Source organism: Streptomyces pimonensis (genome assembly GCF_041380215.1).
Lineage (GTDB): Bacteria > Actinomycetota > Actinomycetes > Streptomycetales > Streptomycetaceae > Streptomyces > Streptomyces pimonensis.
Genome location: NZ_JAHWZY010000005.1, coordinates 127,893 through 144,235, shown reverse-complemented (window position 1 = coordinate 144,235; position 16,343 = coordinate 127,893). Strand labels below are relative to the sequence as shown.

14 protein-coding genes are annotated in these 16,343 nt (G+C 70.8%); all 14 read right to left on the bottom strand.

What is annotated here, in order from left to right; translation table 11 throughout:
* Positions 1-91 precede the first annotated feature (91 nt).
* The 14 genes from KYY02_RS07385 to KYY02_RS07320 all read right to left on the bottom strand — a co-directional run bounded on the left by KYY02_RS07385 (position 92) and on the right by KYY02_RS07320 (position 16,339).
* Positions 92-1,333 (bottom strand): DivIVA domain-containing protein, encoded by a 1,242-nt coding sequence (locus KYY02_RS07385; RefSeq protein WP_371236712.1) that lies wholly within the window; start codon positions 1,331-1,333, stop codon positions 92-94.
* 52 nt (positions 1,334-1,385) lie between these two features.
* A complete protein-coding gene (locus KYY02_RS07380; protein ID WP_217136548.1) occupies positions 1,386-1,676 on the bottom strand; it encodes a YggT family protein in 291 nt (96 codons plus the stop codon).
* A 48-nt stretch (positions 1,677-1,724) separates the two neighbouring features.
* Positions 1,725-2,366, bottom strand: coding sequence for a cell division protein SepF (locus tag KYY02_RS07375; RefSeq protein WP_371236711.1), 642 nt, complete (start codon positions 2,364-2,366; stop codon positions 1,725-1,727).
* Between the two features lie 128 nt (positions 2,367-2,494).
* Positions 2,495-3,214, bottom strand: coding sequence for a YggS family pyridoxal phosphate-dependent enzyme (locus tag KYY02_RS07370; protein WP_371236709.1), 720 nt, complete (start codon positions 3,212-3,214; stop codon positions 2,495-2,497).
* A gap of 6 nt (positions 3,215-3,220) precedes the next feature.
* Entirely contained in the window at positions 3,221-3,949 is a 729-nt protein-coding gene (pgeF, locus tag KYY02_RS07365) for a peptidoglycan editing factor PgeF (RefSeq protein WP_371236708.1), read from the bottom strand.
* Complete coding sequence (gene ftsZ / locus KYY02_RS07360; RefSeq protein ID WP_030820607.1) at positions 3,946-5,136, bottom strand: cell division protein FtsZ; 1,191 nt, start codon at positions 5,134-5,136, stop codon at positions 3,946-3,948. The genes pgeF and ftsZ overlap by 4 nt, the downstream gene beginning before the upstream one ends.
* A gap of 288 nt (positions 5,137-5,424) precedes the next feature.
* The gene (locus KYY02_RS07355) at positions 5,425-6,222 is read right to left on the bottom strand and encodes a cell division protein FtsQ/DivIB (protein ID WP_371236707.1); all 798 of its coding nucleotides are present in this window, start codon (positions 6,220-6,222) and stop codon (positions 5,425-5,427) included.
* 25 nt (positions 6,223-6,247) lie between these two features.
* Complete coding sequence (gene murG / locus KYY02_RS07350; RefSeq protein WP_371236706.1) at positions 6,248-7,342, bottom strand: undecaprenyldiphospho-muramoylpentapeptide beta-N-acetylglucosaminyltransferase; 1,095 nt, start codon at positions 7,340-7,342, stop codon at positions 6,248-6,250.
* A 6-nt stretch (positions 7,343-7,348) separates the two neighbouring features.
* Positions 7,349-8,701: a putative lipid II flippase FtsW gene (gene ftsW, locus KYY02_RS07345; RefSeq protein ID WP_371236704.1), complete on the bottom strand. Its 1,353-nt coding sequence runs from the start codon at positions 8,699-8,701 to the stop codon at positions 7,349-7,351.
* 74 nt (positions 8,702-8,775) lie between these two features.
* Positions 8,776-10,203: a UDP-N-acetylmuramoyl-L-alanine--D-glutamate ligase gene (gene murD / locus KYY02_RS07340; RefSeq protein ID WP_371236703.1), complete on the bottom strand. Its 1,428-nt coding sequence runs from the start codon at positions 10,201-10,203 to the stop codon at positions 8,776-8,778.
* Complete coding sequence (gene mraY / locus KYY02_RS07335) at positions 10,185-11,255, bottom strand: phospho-N-acetylmuramoyl-pentapeptide-transferase (RefSeq protein WP_371236836.1); 1,071 nt, start codon at positions 11,253-11,255, stop codon at positions 10,185-10,187. The genes murD and mraY overlap by 19 nt, the downstream gene beginning before the upstream one ends.
* Entirely contained in the window at positions 11,255-12,685 is a 1,431-nt protein-coding gene (locus tag KYY02_RS07330; protein WP_371236701.1) for a UDP-N-acetylmuramoyl-tripeptide--D-alanyl-D-alanine ligase, read from the bottom strand. The genes mraY and KYY02_RS07330 overlap by 1 nt, the downstream gene beginning before the upstream one ends.
* A 4-nt stretch (positions 12,686-12,689) precedes the next feature.
* Positions 12,690-14,210, bottom strand: coding sequence for a UDP-N-acetylmuramoyl-L-alanyl-D-glutamate--2,6-diaminopimelate ligase (locus KYY02_RS07325; RefSeq protein ID WP_371236700.1), 1,521 nt, complete (start codon positions 14,208-14,210; stop codon positions 12,690-12,692).
* A gap of 170 nt (positions 14,211-14,380) precedes the next feature.
* Positions 14,381-16,339 (bottom strand): peptidoglycan D,D-transpeptidase FtsI family protein, encoded by a 1,959-nt coding sequence (locus tag KYY02_RS07320; RefSeq protein WP_371236698.1) that lies wholly within the window; start codon positions 16,337-16,339, stop codon positions 14,381-14,383.
* Between the last annotated feature and the right edge of the window lie 4 nt (positions 16,340-16,343).

The following is a 16,343-nucleotide window of genomic DNA, read 5'->3' as shown; positions in this document are numbered from 1 at the left end:
GCGTAGCGAAAGGGCGGGCCCCGGGTTCGTGAACCCGGGGCCCGCCCTGAACGCTGCCGACCGCTACGCCGTACTCATGGCCACAGAGCCGTCAGTTGTCGTCCTCGTCGATCAGGAAGCCGCGCATCGGCGAGGGGGCCTGGCCCATCGGCGAGGGGCCCTGCGGACGCACCGGCGCCATCGGCTGGGTCATCGCCGGCTGCATCTGCTGCTGACCGCCGCCGTAGGACGGGCCGCCCTGACCGCCGGGGCCGCCGCCCATCGTCTGGTTGCCTCCGTAGGACGGCGCACCGGCGCCGGCCGGAGCCATCGAGGGTGCCGGGGACGGCGGCAGCGACGGCGCGGCGCTCGCGGGCTGGCGCGGCGGGGCGAGCGAGTCGTCCGCCTGGGTCTCCAGCTGGCGCAGCTGCGACTCCAGGTAGGACTTCAGCCGCGTGCGGTACTCGCGCTCGAAGCCGCGCAGGTCCTCGACCTTGCGCTCCAGCGTGGCGCGGGCGGACTCCAGGGAGCCCATCGCGACGCGGTGCTTCTCCTGCGCGTCCCGCTCCAGGGCGTCCGCCTTGGCACGGGCGTCCCGCTCGAGGCCCTCGGCACGCGAACGCGCCTCGCCCACGATCTTGTTGGCCTCGGAGCGGGCCTCGGCGATCGCCTGGTCCGCGGTCTGCTGGGCCAGCGACAGGACGCGCGCGGCGCTGTCACCGCCCGGACCGCCCTGACCGGGCATACCGGGGCCCCCCTGGCCGGGCATACCGGGGCCGCCCATGTGGCCGCCCATCGGGCCACCGTGGCCCATCTGCCCCTGCATCGGGCCACCCTGGCCCATCGGCCCGCCCTGACCCATGGGACCGCCCTGGCCCATGGGACCGCCCTGGCCCATCGGCCCGCCCTGGCCCATCGGGCCGGGACCCTGCGGGCCGCCCTGTCCGCCGGGGCCGGCGGGCAGTTGAGGAGCACCGCTCGGCAGCTGGGGCGGACCACCCATGGGGCCACCCATCTGCTGCTGCGGCGGGCCCGATATGCCGGCGGGCACCGGAGCGCCGGGACCTCGCATGCCCTGCTGGGGCATACCCTGGGGCGGCCCCTGCTGTTGCTGCTGCTGTTGCTGCTGCTGGTCCTGCTGCTCGGGAGGCTTGCGCATGTTCTGCTGGTTCTGGGCAGCGGCGCGCGTGGCCGCGGCCAGCTTGGCGCGCAGGTCCTCGTTCTCGCGGAGCAGGCGCGTCAGTTCGGCTTCGACCTCGTCGAGGAAGGCATCGACCTCGTCCTCGTCATAGCCTTCTCGGAGGCGGACGGTCGTGAACTGCTTGTTCCGCACGTCCTCGGGGGTCAACGGCATCTCTTCACCTCAACGTAGTCATCGGCAGTCGGCAAGACCGTATCGTCCACAGTCACCTCGCGAGATTGCCCACGATCGAGATCAGGATGTAGACGATGATCATCAGGACGAAGAAGGACAGGTCGAGCGCCACGCCCCCGAGACGCAGCGGCGGGATGACCCGCCGCAGAAGCTTCAGCGGTGGATCGGTGACAGTGTAGGTGGCCTCCAGGACGACCACCATCGCCTTGCCGGGTTGCCACGAGCGGGCGAACTGGAACACGTAATCCATGACCAAACGGAAGATCAGCACGATGAGGAACACCATCAGCGCGATGTAGATCACCTGCGCGAACACGCTCATGGCCTGCTTTCCCTCTCCCCTGTACCGCTCTTGATCCGGTCCTGCGTCTCAGCTCTGGTTGAAGAACCCGCCCTCTGCGATGCGGGCCTTGTCCTCCGCCGTGACATCGACGTTAGCAGGAGACAGCAGGAACACCTTCTGCGTCACCCGCTCGATACTGCCGTGAAGACCAAACACCAAACCGGCCGCAAAGTCGACAAGTCGCTTCGCGTCCGTGTCATCCATCTCGGTCAGATTCATGATCACCGGCGTGCCTTCACGGAAGTGTTCCCCGATGGTACGGGCCTCGTTGTAGGTCCGGGGGTGAAGTGTGGTGATCCGGTAAGGCTCTCGTTCCGACACGACCTTGGGCATGATCACCGGTGCGTTCTTCTCCAGGCTTGCGCGTTCTTGTGTGATGGATGCCACGGGCGCGATCCGCGCCGGGCGTGGCGATTCCGCGGGGAGCGAAGCGGATCGGGCGATCGGTTCGCGCGGCGCGGGAGGATGGACGACTCGTACCTCTTCGTCCCTTTGGGACTGATGCGACACGTGCGGCTGATGCGACGGCTCGTGCCGCCGGTGGTCCCGCTCGGGCTCCGGGTCGAGTTCGGGTTCAAAGTCGTCGTCTGGGTCGAATCCGCGGCCGTCGTACCCATCGTCCTCCACGAGGCCGAGATAGACCGCCATCTTGCGCATCGCGCCGGCCATGCTTCGAGTCCTCCGCTCTGTGGTGGATCCGCTGACGACCGCCGAGTGCCCGCGATCCACTGGGTCTTACGTCCGCTGTTCGGCGGAACTGACCATATTTTCTGCTGTGGTCCGACTTCTTGGCGACGTTACCCGAGCCCGGGGCGGACTCCGAGTACCGCACTGCCGACGCGCACATGTGTCGCTCCGGCGGCCACGGCCTGTTCGAGGTCCGCGCTCATCCCCGCCGAGACCATGTTCGCAGCCGGATAGGTCCGGCGCAGGTCGGTCGACAGATCCACCAACCGCTCGAAGGCCGCCCGTTCACGCCCCGCGTACTCCCCGGTGAGCGGGGCGACGGTCATCAGTCCGCCGAGCCGCAGCCCTTCGGAGCGCGCGATCAGCTCGGCCAACTCCGCGACGCCGCCGGGCGCCACGCCTCCGCGCTCGCCCCGGCCGCTGTCACCGGCGTCGAACGCCACCTGGATCAGACAGCCGATCTCCCGCCCGGCCCGCACGGCCTCCCTGGAGAGGGAGGTCACCAGTCGGACACGATCGACGGACTGTACGAAATCGGCGTAACCTACCACAGAGCGCACCTTGTTGGTCTGAAGTTGACCGACAAAGTGCCAGGCAAGGGACAAATCCGCACATTCCGCCGCCTTGGGGGCGGCGTCCTGGTCGCGGTTCTCGGCGACATGACGCACCCCGAGCCCGGACAGGATCCGCACGTCGTCCGCGGGGTAGGTCTTGGTGACCACGATCAGGGTCACCTCGTCGCGTCCGCGCCCGGCGGCGGCGCACGCGGCGGCGATCCGGCTCTCCACTCTCGCCAGGTTCGCGGCGAGTTCGTCCTTACGGTCCGTCATGTCCCATCAGTCCAGCCACACGTAGCCCGCGAGCCGCCCGGTGGTGCGGTCGCGGCGGTACGAGAAGTGATCGGCCGACTCCAGCGTGCACACCGGCGACTGCTCCCGGTCGCGCACCCCGAGCCGTTCGAGCTGCGCGTGCACGCCCGCGCCCACGTCGACCGCCGGCGTGCCCCAGCTCGTCCCGGCGTGCGCCGCCGGCTCGACGGCGGCCACCTCCTCGCGCATCGCCTCCGGCACCTCGTAACACCGGCCGCAGACGGCGGGACCGGTGCGGGCGACGATCCGCGCGGGATCGGCGCCGAGTCCGGTCATGGCCCGTACGGCGGCGGGGACGGTTCCGGCGACCATGCCGGGCCGGCCCGCGTGGGCCGCGGCGACGACGCCCGCGACGGGATCGGCGAGCAGCACCGGCACACAGTCGGCGGTGAGCACCGCGAGGGCGAGCCCGCGCCGCGCGGTGACGATCGCGTCGACCTCGGGGACCGGGTCCTCGCCCCAGGGCTCGTCGACCACGGCCGCGTCGGCCCCGTGCACCTGGTTCATCCAGACCACCCGGGCCGGGTCCACACCGAGGGATCCGGCAGCCAGTTCGCGGTTGGCGCGTACGGCGCCGGGGTCGTCACCGACGGCTCCGCCGAGGTTGAGCTCCTCGTACGGAGCGGCGCTCACCCCGCCCCACCGGTCGGTGAAGGCGAAGTGCGCGCCGCTCACGCTCTCACGCCGTCCTATCACTTCAGGAAGTCCGGTACGTCCAGTTCCTCGGCCGCGCTGTCGTAGGTCCGCGACGGCGGGACCGGGGGCTGGACGACCGGGATGTCCACCGGCTCCGGCGCCACCGGCTCCGGGTCCTCCTTCGGCGTGACGCTGCCGAGCGAACCGAAGGACGGGCGGCTCTCCGGCTGCCGCGCCGGGGCGGGCTCCTCGCGCTTGGCGGAGGACGAGCCGAGGACGTTGTCCCGCTTGGCCGGCGGCTGGCCGCCGTCGAAGCCGGCCGCGATCACGGTGACCCGGACCTCGTCGCCGAGGGCGTCGTCGATCACCGCGCCGAAGATGATGTTGGCCTCGGGGTGGGCGGCCTCGCTGACCAGCTGGGCGGCCTCGTTGATCTCGAACAGACCGAGGTCGGAACCGCCGGAGATGGAGAGCAGCACGCCGCGGGCGCCGTCGATGGAGGCTTCGAGCAGCGGCGAGGAGATGGCCATCTCGGCCGCGGCCACCGCACGGTCGTCGCCGCGGGCCGAGCCGATGCCCATGAGGGCCGAACCGGCCTCGGACATGACCGACTTGACGTCCGCGAAGTCCAGGTTGATCAGACCGGGCGTGGTGATGAGGTCGGTGATGCCCTGCACACCGGAGAGCAGCACCTGGTCCGCCGACTTGAAGGCGTCGAGGACCGACACCTGGCGGTCGGAGATGGACAGCAGGCGGTCGTTCGGGATCACGATGAGGGTGTCGACCTCTTCGCGGAGCTCGGCGATGCCGTCCTCGGCCTGGTTCGCGCGACGCCGTCCCTCGAAGGTGAACGGGCGCGTGACCACGCCGATGGTGAGGGCGCCGAGCGAGCGGGCGATGTTGGCCACGACGGGTGCGCCGCCGGTGCCGGTGCCGCCGCCCTCGCCGGCCGTCACGAAGACCATGTCGGCCCCCTTGAGGACCTCCTCGATCTCCTCGCGGTGGTCCTCCGCGGCCTTGCGGCCGACGGCCGGGTTGGCTCCGGCGCCGAGTCCGCGGGTGAGTTCACGGCCGACGTCGAGCTTGACGTCGGCGTCGCTCATCAACAGGGCTTGCGCGTCGGTGTTGATGGCGATGAACTCGACGCCCTTGAGACCGACCTCGATCATCCGGTTGATGGCATTGACACCACCGCCGCCGACACCGATGACTTTGATGACTGCGAGGTAGTTCTGCGGTGCTGCCACGTCGAAGGCCTCTCGCCTCGAGTTACGTGTCGCCCGGCCGCTGAGGCACTGATGCCCCCGCGACCCGACGACTGATGCCGAATGGGACGGTCCGTAGCGCCGACCCGAACCCTAACGTTGAAGTTTAGGGTTACCAGTGTGTCCGTTCCCTGGAGTCTTCTGAACAGGACACTAAGTCGACAAGCGGCGCCCGTTCAACGAACACGCCGAACCTCCCGTTTTTCTTTTCACCCTATGTGATCAGCCGTAGCGCTGCCCAATCAGGGTGCTGGCCTGCACCGATGTGCGTCAACTTCCCGCTGACGCGGGGGCCGTGGGCACGCTGACGTCGAAGTGCCGCGCACCGGGCTCCGCTTTCATCAGTGCGGTGAGGGCACGGCCCTTCTCGGCGCCCTTCTCACTGCTTCCCCAGTCGACCGTACGACCGTCCGCCAGTTCCAGCGAGATGTCGTCGTAGGAACGGACCTTGACGCTGCGGGTGGCGTGCGCCACGGGGTCCGGGAGTGCGCCGGCCACCCGCACCGCCTCCCGGGTCAGCCGGCCCTCGCCGAAGCGGCGCAGGCTCGCCGCCGCGGAACCGGCCCTGGAGACGGCCACCTTGAGCGTGGGCACGCCCTCGGGAGCCCTGGAGACCGTGGCGAACCGGACACCTTCCTCGTCCACCTCGATGAACTTCCCGCCTTTGCGAACGAGGAGGACAGCGGTACGTTCCGTTACTTCCAGGGTGATTTCGTGCGGCCAGGAACGGACCACTTCGACGGTGTCGATCCGGGGCAACGCCGAGGAAAGCCGCGCCTCGATCGCGTCGGTGTCGACGGAGACCAACTGTTCCCCGAGAGGGACGTCGGCGGCCTCGCGCACCTCCGCGGGCGTCAGGACCCGGGTTCCCGACACCGACACGCGCTCCACACGCACCAGGTCCGACCCGTACAGCAGCCAGAACGTCCCGCTGCCGAGGAACACCAGGGCGACGGCCGATGCGATGATCCGACGAGCCTGCCGCCGTCCGAACCGCCGGAAACGCGGCGGCGGGCCGGACGACTCCCGCTTGCGTTCACCACGCTCGGCGGTGGTCGATCCGGCCATGCTGCCTGCCCTCCGTCATACGCCTCTAGCGGTGCGCACGGGCGGCGATCGCCTCGTACACCATGCCGACGAGCAGGTCGTCGGCGTCCCGGCGGCCGAACTCGGCGGCGGCGCGGGACATCTCGTACAGCCGGTGCGGGTCGGCGAGCACGGGCAGGACGTTCTGCTGCACCCACTCGGGCGTCAGCTCCGCGTCGTCGACCAGCAGACCGCCGCCGGCCTTGACCACCGGCTGGGCGTTGAGCCGCTGTTCGCCGTTGCCAATGGGCAGCGGGACGTAGGCGGCCGGGAGCCCGACGGCGGAGAGTTCGGCGACGGTCATCGCGCCCGCGCGGCAGAGCATCATGTCGGCCGCGGCGTACGCGAGGTCCATCCGGTCCAGGTAACTTACCGGGATGTAGGGAGGCATGCCCGGCATCTGGTGCACCTGCGGCAGTTCGTTCTTCGGGCCGACCGCGTGCAGGATCTGGATGCCGGCCTGCTGGAGCCACGGAGCGACCTGCTGGACGACCTCGTTGAGCCGGCGAGCGCCCTGTGAGCCGCCGGAGACCAGCAACGTGGGCAGATTGGGGTCGAGGCCGAAGGCGGCACGGGCTTCGGGGCGCACGGCGGCCCGGTCCAGGGTGGAGATGGAGCGGCGCAGCGGGATGCCGATGTAGCGGGCGCCCCGCAGCTTGCTGTCGGGCGTGGAGACCGCGACCTGGGCGGCGTACCGGGAACCGATCTTGTTGGCCAGTCCGGGCCGGGCGTTGGCCTCGTGGATCACGATCGGCACGCCGAGCCGCTTGGCCGCGAGGTAGCCGGGCAGGGCGACGTAGCCGCCGAAGCCGACCACGGCGTCCGCCTTGGTGCGTTCCAGGACCTGCTCGGCCGCCTTGATGGTGCCGCGCAGCCGGCCCGGAACGGTGATCAGCTCGGGGGTGGGCTTGCGCGGCAGCGGCACGGCGGGGATCAGCGCCAGCTCGTACCCGCGCTCGGGTACGAGACGGGTCTCCAGGCCTCGCTCCGTGCCCAGGGCCGTGATGCCCACGGCCGGATCCTGCCTGCGCAGGGCGTCCGCGAGGGCGAGCGCGGGCTCGATGTGGCCCGCGGTTCCTCCGCCGGCGAGTACGACATGCACCGAAATTCACCGCTCTCCGGACGAACGCGCCACCGGGGCACGCCGTCGCATCGTGTTCCGTCTGCGGGGCCGCTGTGAACCCCCGTTCCGCTTTCTACCAAAGCGGGGTTGCCGCATGGCAAGCGCCATCCGTGCAGCGGGGTCCTCACGCGCGAAGGCGATCAGCAGCCCGATGGCGAACATGGTCGGCAGCAGGGCGGACCCTCCGTAGGAGAACAGCGGGAGCGGGACTCCGGCGATCGGCAACAGGCCGAGCACCGCACCCATGTTGATCACGGCCTGGGCCGTGATCCAGGTGGTCACGCCTCCCGCGGCATACCTGACGAAGGGGTCCTCCGTGCGTCCGGCCACGCGGATACCCGCATAGCCTAGAGCCGCGAACAGGGCGAGTACCGACAGCGTTCCCGCCAGGCCCAGTTCCTCACCGGTGATGGCGAAGATGAAGTCCGTGTGGGCTTCCGGTAGTTGGCCCCATTTCTCCACGCTCGCGCCAAGCCCGGAACCGAAAATTCCGCCGGAGGCGAGGGCGTAGATCCCGTGCACGGCCTGCCAGCAGTCGACCGGTCCCGTCTGGGGCTCGGTGGCGCCGAGGCAGGTGAGCCGGGCCATGCGGTTGGGGCTCCTGCGGATGAGGATCGCGCCGAGCAGCGCGGCGATCGACAGCACGCCGACGAACAGCCGGGTCGGCGCCCCGGCCAGCCACAGCAGACCGAAGAGGATCGCCGTCAGGATGATCGCCGTGCCCATGTCGCCGCCGAGCATGATCAGTCCGAGCAGCATGAAGGTGGCCGGGACGAGCGGCACCAGCATGTGCTTCCACTGGGACAGCAGCCGCCTGTCCTGCTTGCGGGCGAGCAGGTCGGCGCCCCACAGCACCAGCGCGAGTTTGCCGAACTCGCTGGGCTGGAGCTGGAAGGAGCCGCCGAGGGCGATCCAGTTCTGGTTGCCGTTGACCGAGACCCCTATCCCCGGCACCTGCACCAGGGCCATCAGGACGACGGATCCCGCGAGGATCGGGTAGGCCAGGGCGCGGTGCAGCTTCACCGGCATCCTGGAGGCCGCCAGCAGCAGTACGCCGCCGATCGCGGCGGCCAGCAGTTGCTTGCGGAAGAAGTACGAGCCCGGCAGCGACATCTGCAGCGCCTTGATCTGGGAGGCCGAGTAGACCATCACCAGGCCCAGCACGATGATCAGCGCACTGCCGCCGAGGATCAGGTAGTAGGAGGTCAGCGGCCGGTCCCAGGCCCTGCGCGCCCGGGTGACCAGGGCGTGGAAGGGGTTCTCGCCCGGGGGCCCGGGTACGACGGGCCTGCGCACGGCCCGCTGTACGGGCGGGCGCCCGGTACGGCTACCGGTCATCCTGGCCTCCGCTGCACGCAGTCGACGGTCCCACGCGTCCCTCCCGAGGTCGCCCGGCGCCAGGCGGGCCGGGGTCAGGCGCCGAGCTCGCGCACCGCCTGTGCGAACGCGTCACCGCGCTTGTTGTAGTTGGCGAACATGTCCATCGAGGCGCAGGCCGGGGCCAGCAGCACCGTGTCGCCGGGCCGGGCGAGCCGCCGCGCCTCCTGGACGGCCCGGAGCATCGCCCCAGTGTCGGTCCGGTCGAGGTCGACGACGGGTACTTCCGGGGCGTGTCGCGCGAGGGCTTCGCGGATCAGGGCGCGGTCCCGGCCGATCAGCACGGCGCCGCGCAGCCGCTTCGCCGCGCCGGCGACCAGTTCGTCGAAGACGGCTCCCTTGGCGAGCCCGCCCGCGATCCACACGATCGACTCGTAGGCCGCCAACGAGGCTTGCGTCGCATGCGTGTTGGTCGCCTTGGAGTCGTCGACGTACGCGACCCCGTCCACGTCGGCGACGTGCGCGATGCGGTGGGCGTCCGGGGTGAAGGCCCGCAGACCGTCCCGCACGGCGCTCGCGGGCACCCCGTAGGCCCGCGCGAGGGCCGCGGCGGCAAGGGCGTTGGCGATGTTGTGCGGGGCCGGGGGCGTCACGTCGGAGACCTCGGCGAGTTCCTGGGCGTTCCTGTGCCGGTTCTCGACGAAGGCCCGGTCGACCAGGATGCCCTCCACGACGCCGAGTTGGGAGGGCCCCGGCGTGCCCAGGGTGAAGCCGATCGCGCGGCAGCCCTCCTCGACGTCGGCCTCGCGGACCAGGTCCTCGGTCGACGGTTTGTCGGTGGCATCCGCGTTGTAGACGCAGGCGACGCGGTTGCCCTCGTAGATCCGGCCCTTGTCGGCGGCGTACGCCTCCATGGAGCCGTGCCAGTCGAGGTGGTCCGGGGCCAGGTTGAGGACGGCCGCCGCGTGGGCGCGCAGGGAGGGCGCCCAGTGGAGCTGGTAGCTGGACAGCTCCACGGCGAGCACGTCGTACTCCTCCTCGCCGAGCACCACCTCGAGGAGGGAGACGCCGATGTTGCCGACGGCGGCGGTGCGCAGGCCCGCCGCCTTCAGGATGGAGGCGAGCATCTGGACGGTCGTGGTCTTGCCGTTGGTTCCGGTGACCGCGAGCCAGGGAGCCGCGTCGGGCTTCCTGAGCCGCCAGGCGAGTTCGACGTCGCCCCACACCGGCACCCCGGCCGCGCCCGCCGCCGCGAACAGCGGCTTGTCGGGCCTCCAGCCGGGGGCCGTGACGATCAGCTCGGTGTCCTCGGGCAGGGTGTCACCGTCGCCCAGGCGCACGGTGACGCCCAGCGCCTCCAGTTCGGCGGCCTGCTCACGCGCCCGCGCGTCGTCCCCGTCGTTGACGACGGTGACCTGCGCGCCGAGCCCGTGCAGCACCTTGGCCGCCGGGACGCCGGAGACTCCGAGTCCGGCGACGGTGACGTGTTTTCCCTGCCAGTCGGTCACTTGTCCGCTGCCCATCCCGCGTAGAAGAGGCCCAGTCCGACGATCACACAGATGCCCTGGATGATCCAGAAGCGGACCACCACAAGGACTTCGGACCAGCCCTTGAGTTCGAAGTGGTGCTGGAGTGGTGCCATCCGGAAGACCCGCTTCCCGGTGAGCCGGAACGAACCGACCTGGATGACCACCGACATGGTGATGAGGACGAACAGACCGCCCAGGATGGCCAGCAGCAGCTCGGTGCGGGAGCAGATCGCGAGACCCGCGAGCACACCGCCGAGTGCCAGCGAACCGGTGTCGCCCATGAAGATCTTGGCCGGGGAGGTGTTCCACCACAGGAAGCCCAGGCAGGAACCCATCAGCGCGGAGGCGACGACCGCGAGGTCCAGCGGGTCGCGCACCTCGTAGCAGGCGCCCGGGTTGGTCAGGGTGTCCCCGTTGGCGCAGGACTCCTGGAACTGCCAGACGCCGATGAAGGTGTAGGCGCCGAAGACCAGCACGGAGGCGCCGGTGGCGAGACCGTCCAGACCGTCGGTCAGGTTCACGCCGTTCGACATGGCGAGGATCATGAACAGCGCCCAGACGACGAACAGCACCGGGCCGATGGTCCAGCCGAAGTCCGTGATGAACGACAGCTTCGTGGAGGCCGGGGTCTGGCCGCGGGAGTCCGCGAACTGCAGCGAGAGCACCGCGAAGGCGACGCCGACGATCAGCTGGCCGGCCATCTTCGCCTTGGCCCGCAGACCCAGCGAACGCCGCTTGACGATCTTGATGTAGTCGTCCAGGAAGCCGACCAGGCCCATGCCGACCATCAGGCCCAGCACCAGCACGCCCGAGTACCTCGGTGACTCGCCGCTGATCACCTTGCTGAGGAAGTACGCGGCGACCGTCGCCAGGATGAAGGCGATACCGCCCATGGTCGGCGTACCGCGCTTGCTGGCGTGCTCGCGCGGGCCGTCGTCACGGATGTACTGCCCGTACCCCTTGCGCGCGAGCAGTTTGATCAGCAACGGGGTGCCGATCAGCGTCAGGAAGAGGCCAATGACTCCTGCGAACAGGATCTGATTCATCATCGGGCTGCGACCTCACCCTCGGCACCGGTCTCGAGCAGCGCCTGCGCCACGCTCTCGAGCCCGACCGAACGGGACGCCTTCACGAGAACGACGTCTCCCGGGCGCAATTGGCTGCGCAACAGGTCGACCGCCGCCTGTGCGTCGGACACGTGCACCGACTCCTCACCCCACGAACCCTCGTTATATGCGCCCAGTTGCAGCCAGGCGGCTTCCCTGCCCCCGACCGCGACGAGCTTGCTGACGTTGAGCCGGACGGCGAGCCGTCCGACCGCGTCGTGCTCGGCGAGCGCCTCGTCCCCGAGCTCGGCCATCCTGCCGAGCACCGCCCACGTACGGCCCCCCTTCGCCCGTGAGGCTTCGCCCATGGCCACCAGCGCGCGCAGCGCGGCCTTCATGGACTCGGGGTTCGCGTTGTAGGCGTCGTTGACGACCGTCACGCCGTCCGGGCGCTCGGTGACCTCCATCCGCCAGCGGGAGAGGGAGCCCGCTTCGGAGAGCGCGGTGGCGATCTCGTCTGCGGACATGCCCAACTCGTGGGCGACGGCGGCCGCGGCGAGCGCGTTCGACACGTGATGCTCACCGTACAGGCGCATGGTCACATCGGATGCACCGGAGGGTGTGTGAAGCCTGAAGGCAGGCTGTCCGCTGTCCGTGAGTCGCACGTTCTCGGCCCGAACGTCCGCTTCGTCGGATTCTCCGAAAAGGATCACCTTCGCCTTCGTACGGGACGCCATGGCCCGTACGAGCGGGTCGTCCGCGTTGAGGATCGCGGCGCCGCCCTCCTCGGCCGGGGGCAGGGACTCCACCAACTCGCCCTTGGCCTGCGCGATCTGCTCCCGGCCGCCGAACTCGCCGATGTGGGCGGAGCCTACGTTCAGGACCAGTCCGACCTTCGGGGGCGTCAGACCGGTGAGGTACCGGATGTGGCCGATGCCACGCGCTCCCATCTCCAGCACGAGGAACCTCGTCTCCTCGGTGGCGGTGAGCGCGGTGAGCGGCAGCCCGATCTCGTTGTTGAGCGAACCGGGGGTGAAGACGGTCGGCGCCGCACGCTGCAGGACCTGCGCGATGAGGTCCTTGGTGCTGGTCTTGCCGGCCGAGCCGGTGAGCGCGACGAGGGTGGTGCCGAGCCGGCCGACGACGTGCCGGGCGAGGGCGCCGAGGGCCGCCTGGACGTCCGCCACGACGATCGCGGGGACCCCGACGGGCCGGGAGGCGAGCACGGCGACCGCGCCCGCGTCGACGACCTGCGCCGCGAAGTCGTGGCCGTCCACGCGCTCGCCGACGAAGGCGACGAACAGGCTGCCCGGCCCCGCCTCCCGCGAGTCCCGGACGACCGGTCCGGTGACCTGGACGGACGGGTCCGGTATGTCGTGCGTCTGCCCGCCGACGACTTCTGCGATCTCGGCGAGGGAGAGGGCGATCACAAGTTCATCCCTGGGTTTTCTCGATGGCTTCCCGAAGCACCTGGCGGTCGTCGAAGGGACGCACCACCCCGGCGATGTCCTGTCCCTGCTCGTGGCCCTTGCCGGCGACCAGCACCGTGTCACCGGGCCGCGCCCGGGCGACGGCGGCGGCGATCGCGGCGGCGCGGTCCTCGAAGACCTGCACCTCGCCACGCTCGTGGGCAGGCACGGAGGCGGCGCCGTGGAGCATGGCGGCGAGGATCGCGAGGGGGTCCTCGGAGCGGGGGTTGTCGGAGGTCAGTACGGCGGTGTCGGCGAGCCGCGCGGCGGCGGCGCCCATGGGCATCCGCTTGGTCACATCGCGGTCGCCGCCGCAGCCGAGCACGACGTGCACCCGGCCCTCGGTGACCTTGCGCAGGGCACGCAGCACCGATTCCACGGCGTCGGTCTTGTGGGCGTAGTCCACCACCGCGAGGTACGGCTGTCCGGCGTCCACGCGCTCCAGCCGGCCCGGCACGCCCGGTACTGCGGCGACGCCGTCGGCGGCGGCCTGCGGGTCGAGTCCGGCGGCGGCGAGGGCGACGATCGCGGCGAGGGTGTTGGCCACGTTGAACGGTCCCGGCAACGGCGACCTCGCGCCGATCCGCTCGTCCTCGGGGCCGATCACGGTGAACGTCGAGTCCATCGGGCCGACCGCGACGTCCTCGGCGCGCCAGTCGGCGTCGGGGTGCCCCTCGGCGGAGTAGGTGACGACCGGGACGCCGGCCTCCCTGGCGAGCCGGCGGCCGTACTCGTCGTCCACGTTGACCACGCCGAGCCTGCTGCGCTCCGGCGTGAACAGCTGGGCCTTGGCCCGGAAGTAGTCCTCCATGCCGGAGTGGAACTCCATGTGCTCCGGGCTGAGGTTGGTGAAGACGGCGATGTCGAAGACGCAGCCGTCGACCCGGCCGAGGACCAGGGCGTGGCTGGAGACCTCCATGGCGACCGCGTCGGTACCGCGCTCGCGCATGACGGCGAACAGGGCCTGCAGGTCGGTGGCCTCGGGTGTGGTGCGCTCGGACTTGATGCGCTCGTCGCCGATGCGCATCTCGACCGTGCCGATCAGTCCGGTGCTGTGGACCGTCCTCAGCCCGCCCTCGACGAGGTAGGCGGTGGTGGTCTTGCCCGAGGTGCCGGTGATGCCGATCTGGAGCAGATCGCGACCCGGGTGGCCGTAGATGGTGGCCGCCAGCTCGCCCATCCGGGCGCGCGGGTCGTCGACCACCAGCGCCGGCAGGCCGGCCGCGGCGACGCGCTCGGCGCCGGACGGGTCGGTCAGCACGGCGACCGCGCCGAGGCCTGCGGCCTGGGTGACGAAGTCGGCGCCGTGGGCGCGGGCGCCCGGGAGGGCGGCGTACAGGTCGCCGGGGCGGACGGCGCGCGAGTCGTGGGTGATGCCCGTGACCTCGGCGGACCGCTCCGGCGTGGGGGCACCCAGCTGACCGGCGAGTTCCGCGAGGGATGTGGCGGAGACCTGAACCGGACGGGGCGGTCCCGGATATGTCACGGGGTGGCCCTTCTGGGCGGTTTGGGACTGATCGGCGTGTGGCACGGCGGTGAGCGTACCCGGCGCACCGGTTGGGGGGCCAAGCGAGGGGCGGGAGGCGTTCCGGTTCCCGGGGTCGGGGGTGATCGTCGTCACGGGATGGTTCCTGGTGGCTCGGTGCTCGGTACGGGTCAGGGCGTGAAGGTGACCGGTAGGTCTGCGGGGTCGGCGCCGGTCGGCGGCACCTGGAGGGTCTTCAGGGCGAACTCCATGACCTGCTTGTACACGGGTCCGCAGATCTGGCCGCCGAAATAGCTGCCTTCGGTGGCGTTCTGGATGACGCAGTAGACGGTGATCCTGGGCTTGTCGGCGGGGGCGAAGCCGGCGAAGGAGGAGGTGTAACCGTGGTATCTGCCGGTGGCAGGGTCCACGCGGTTCGCCGTACCGGTCTTCCCCGCGACCCGGTAGCCCGGGATGCGGGCCTTGGTCCCGGTGCCCTCCTCGTCGTCGACGACCGACTCCAGCATCCGGGCGAGCGTCTTCGCCGTCTCCTCGCTGACGACCCTGGTCCTCTCCGGCTTCGGGGCGGGGGTGAAGCGTCCGTCGGGGCCCTTGGAACCGCGCACCAGAGTGGGCTCGACCCGGACGCCGCCGTTGGCGATGGTCGAGTAGACGGAGGCGGCCTGCATGGCGTTGACGGAGACGCCCTGGCCGAAGGGGATCGTGTACTGCTGCGAAGTGGACCACTGGTCCGGCGGGGCGAGGATGCCCCTGGTCTCGCCGGGGAATCCGAGCCCGGTCTCGTCGCCGAGGCCGAACTTGCGCAGGTACTGGTAGAGGACCTTGTTGGCCTGGGCCTGGGTCCTGCCGAGCTGGCCGGTGGCGAGGATGGTACCGATGTTGCTGGACTTGGCGAGCACGCCGTTGAGCGTCAGGTACCAGGTCGGGTGGTCGATGTCGTCCTTGAAGAGCCGGTCGCCGCGGTGCAGCCGGTTGGGCACGACAACGTGCGTTCCGGGGGTGGCGGCGTCCTCCTCCAGGACCGCCGCCATGGAGAGCACCTTGGCGGTGGAACCGGGTTCGAAGGCGTCCTGGACGGCCGCGTTGCCGAGCGCGTCCGGATCGGCCTCGGAAAGGTCATTGGGGTCGAAGCCGGGCGCGTTGGCCATCGCCAGGACCTCTCCGGTGCGGGTGTCCTGGACGATGACGTAGCCGCGGTCGGCCGCGGACTCCTCCACCTGCTCGGCGATGGCGTTCTGCGCGGCCCACTGGATGTCGCGGTCGATGGTGAGCTCGACGTCGCTGCCGGGCACGGCCGGGGTCTCGGTGGAGCCCGCGGTCGGGACGAGACGGCCGCCGGACTGGGCGTAGCGGATCTTGCCGTCCTGGCCGGCGAGCCGCTTGTCGAGCTGGAGCTCGATGCCGCCGGCGCCCTTGCCCTCGGCGTTGACCCAGCCCAGTATCCCGGCGGCGAGCTCCTTGTTGGGGTACACCCGCTTGCTGGTGGGCACGGAGAAGACGCCGGCCAGGACGTTGGTGGTGGAGTCGTCGGTCTCGGCCTTCTTGGAGAGCGCGGTCTTCAGGTCCTTGATCTGCTTCCAGGTCTGCGGGGTCTGGCGGCCGGCCAGTTTGACGTAGCGCAGGGCCTTGTTCTCCGGGCGCAGCTTCTCGACCAGTCCGTCCTGGTCCTGGCCGAGGATCGGGGCGAGGAGGGCGGCGGCCTGCTCGGGGCCGTCGGCGATCTCCAACTCGTCCGGGGCGAACATCGTGGGGTCGGCCGTGATGTCGTAGGCGTCCTCGGTGGTGGCCAGGGCCACGCCGTGGCGGTCGGTGATCCCGCCGCGCTCGGCCTCCAGCACCTGGCCGACGTAGCGGTTCCGGTCGGCCTTGGCGGCGTAGGTGCTCGCGTCGACGGCCTGTACCTGGAACAGGCGTACGGCGAAGACGAGCAGGATCAGGGTCAGGGCCACGCCGACCAGACGCAGCCGGGGGCGCGGGCTGCCCAGCCGGATGGCCTTCGGGGGCGCGGAGCGGGGCCCAGCGGGCCCGCGGGCCGGGCGGGCGCCGGGGCCGGGGCGCTGTCCGGCGGCCGGGCGGGCGGGCCTGGCGGGGCCGGGCACCCGGCGGCGGGGCGGTTCCCTGTCGGACACTTCC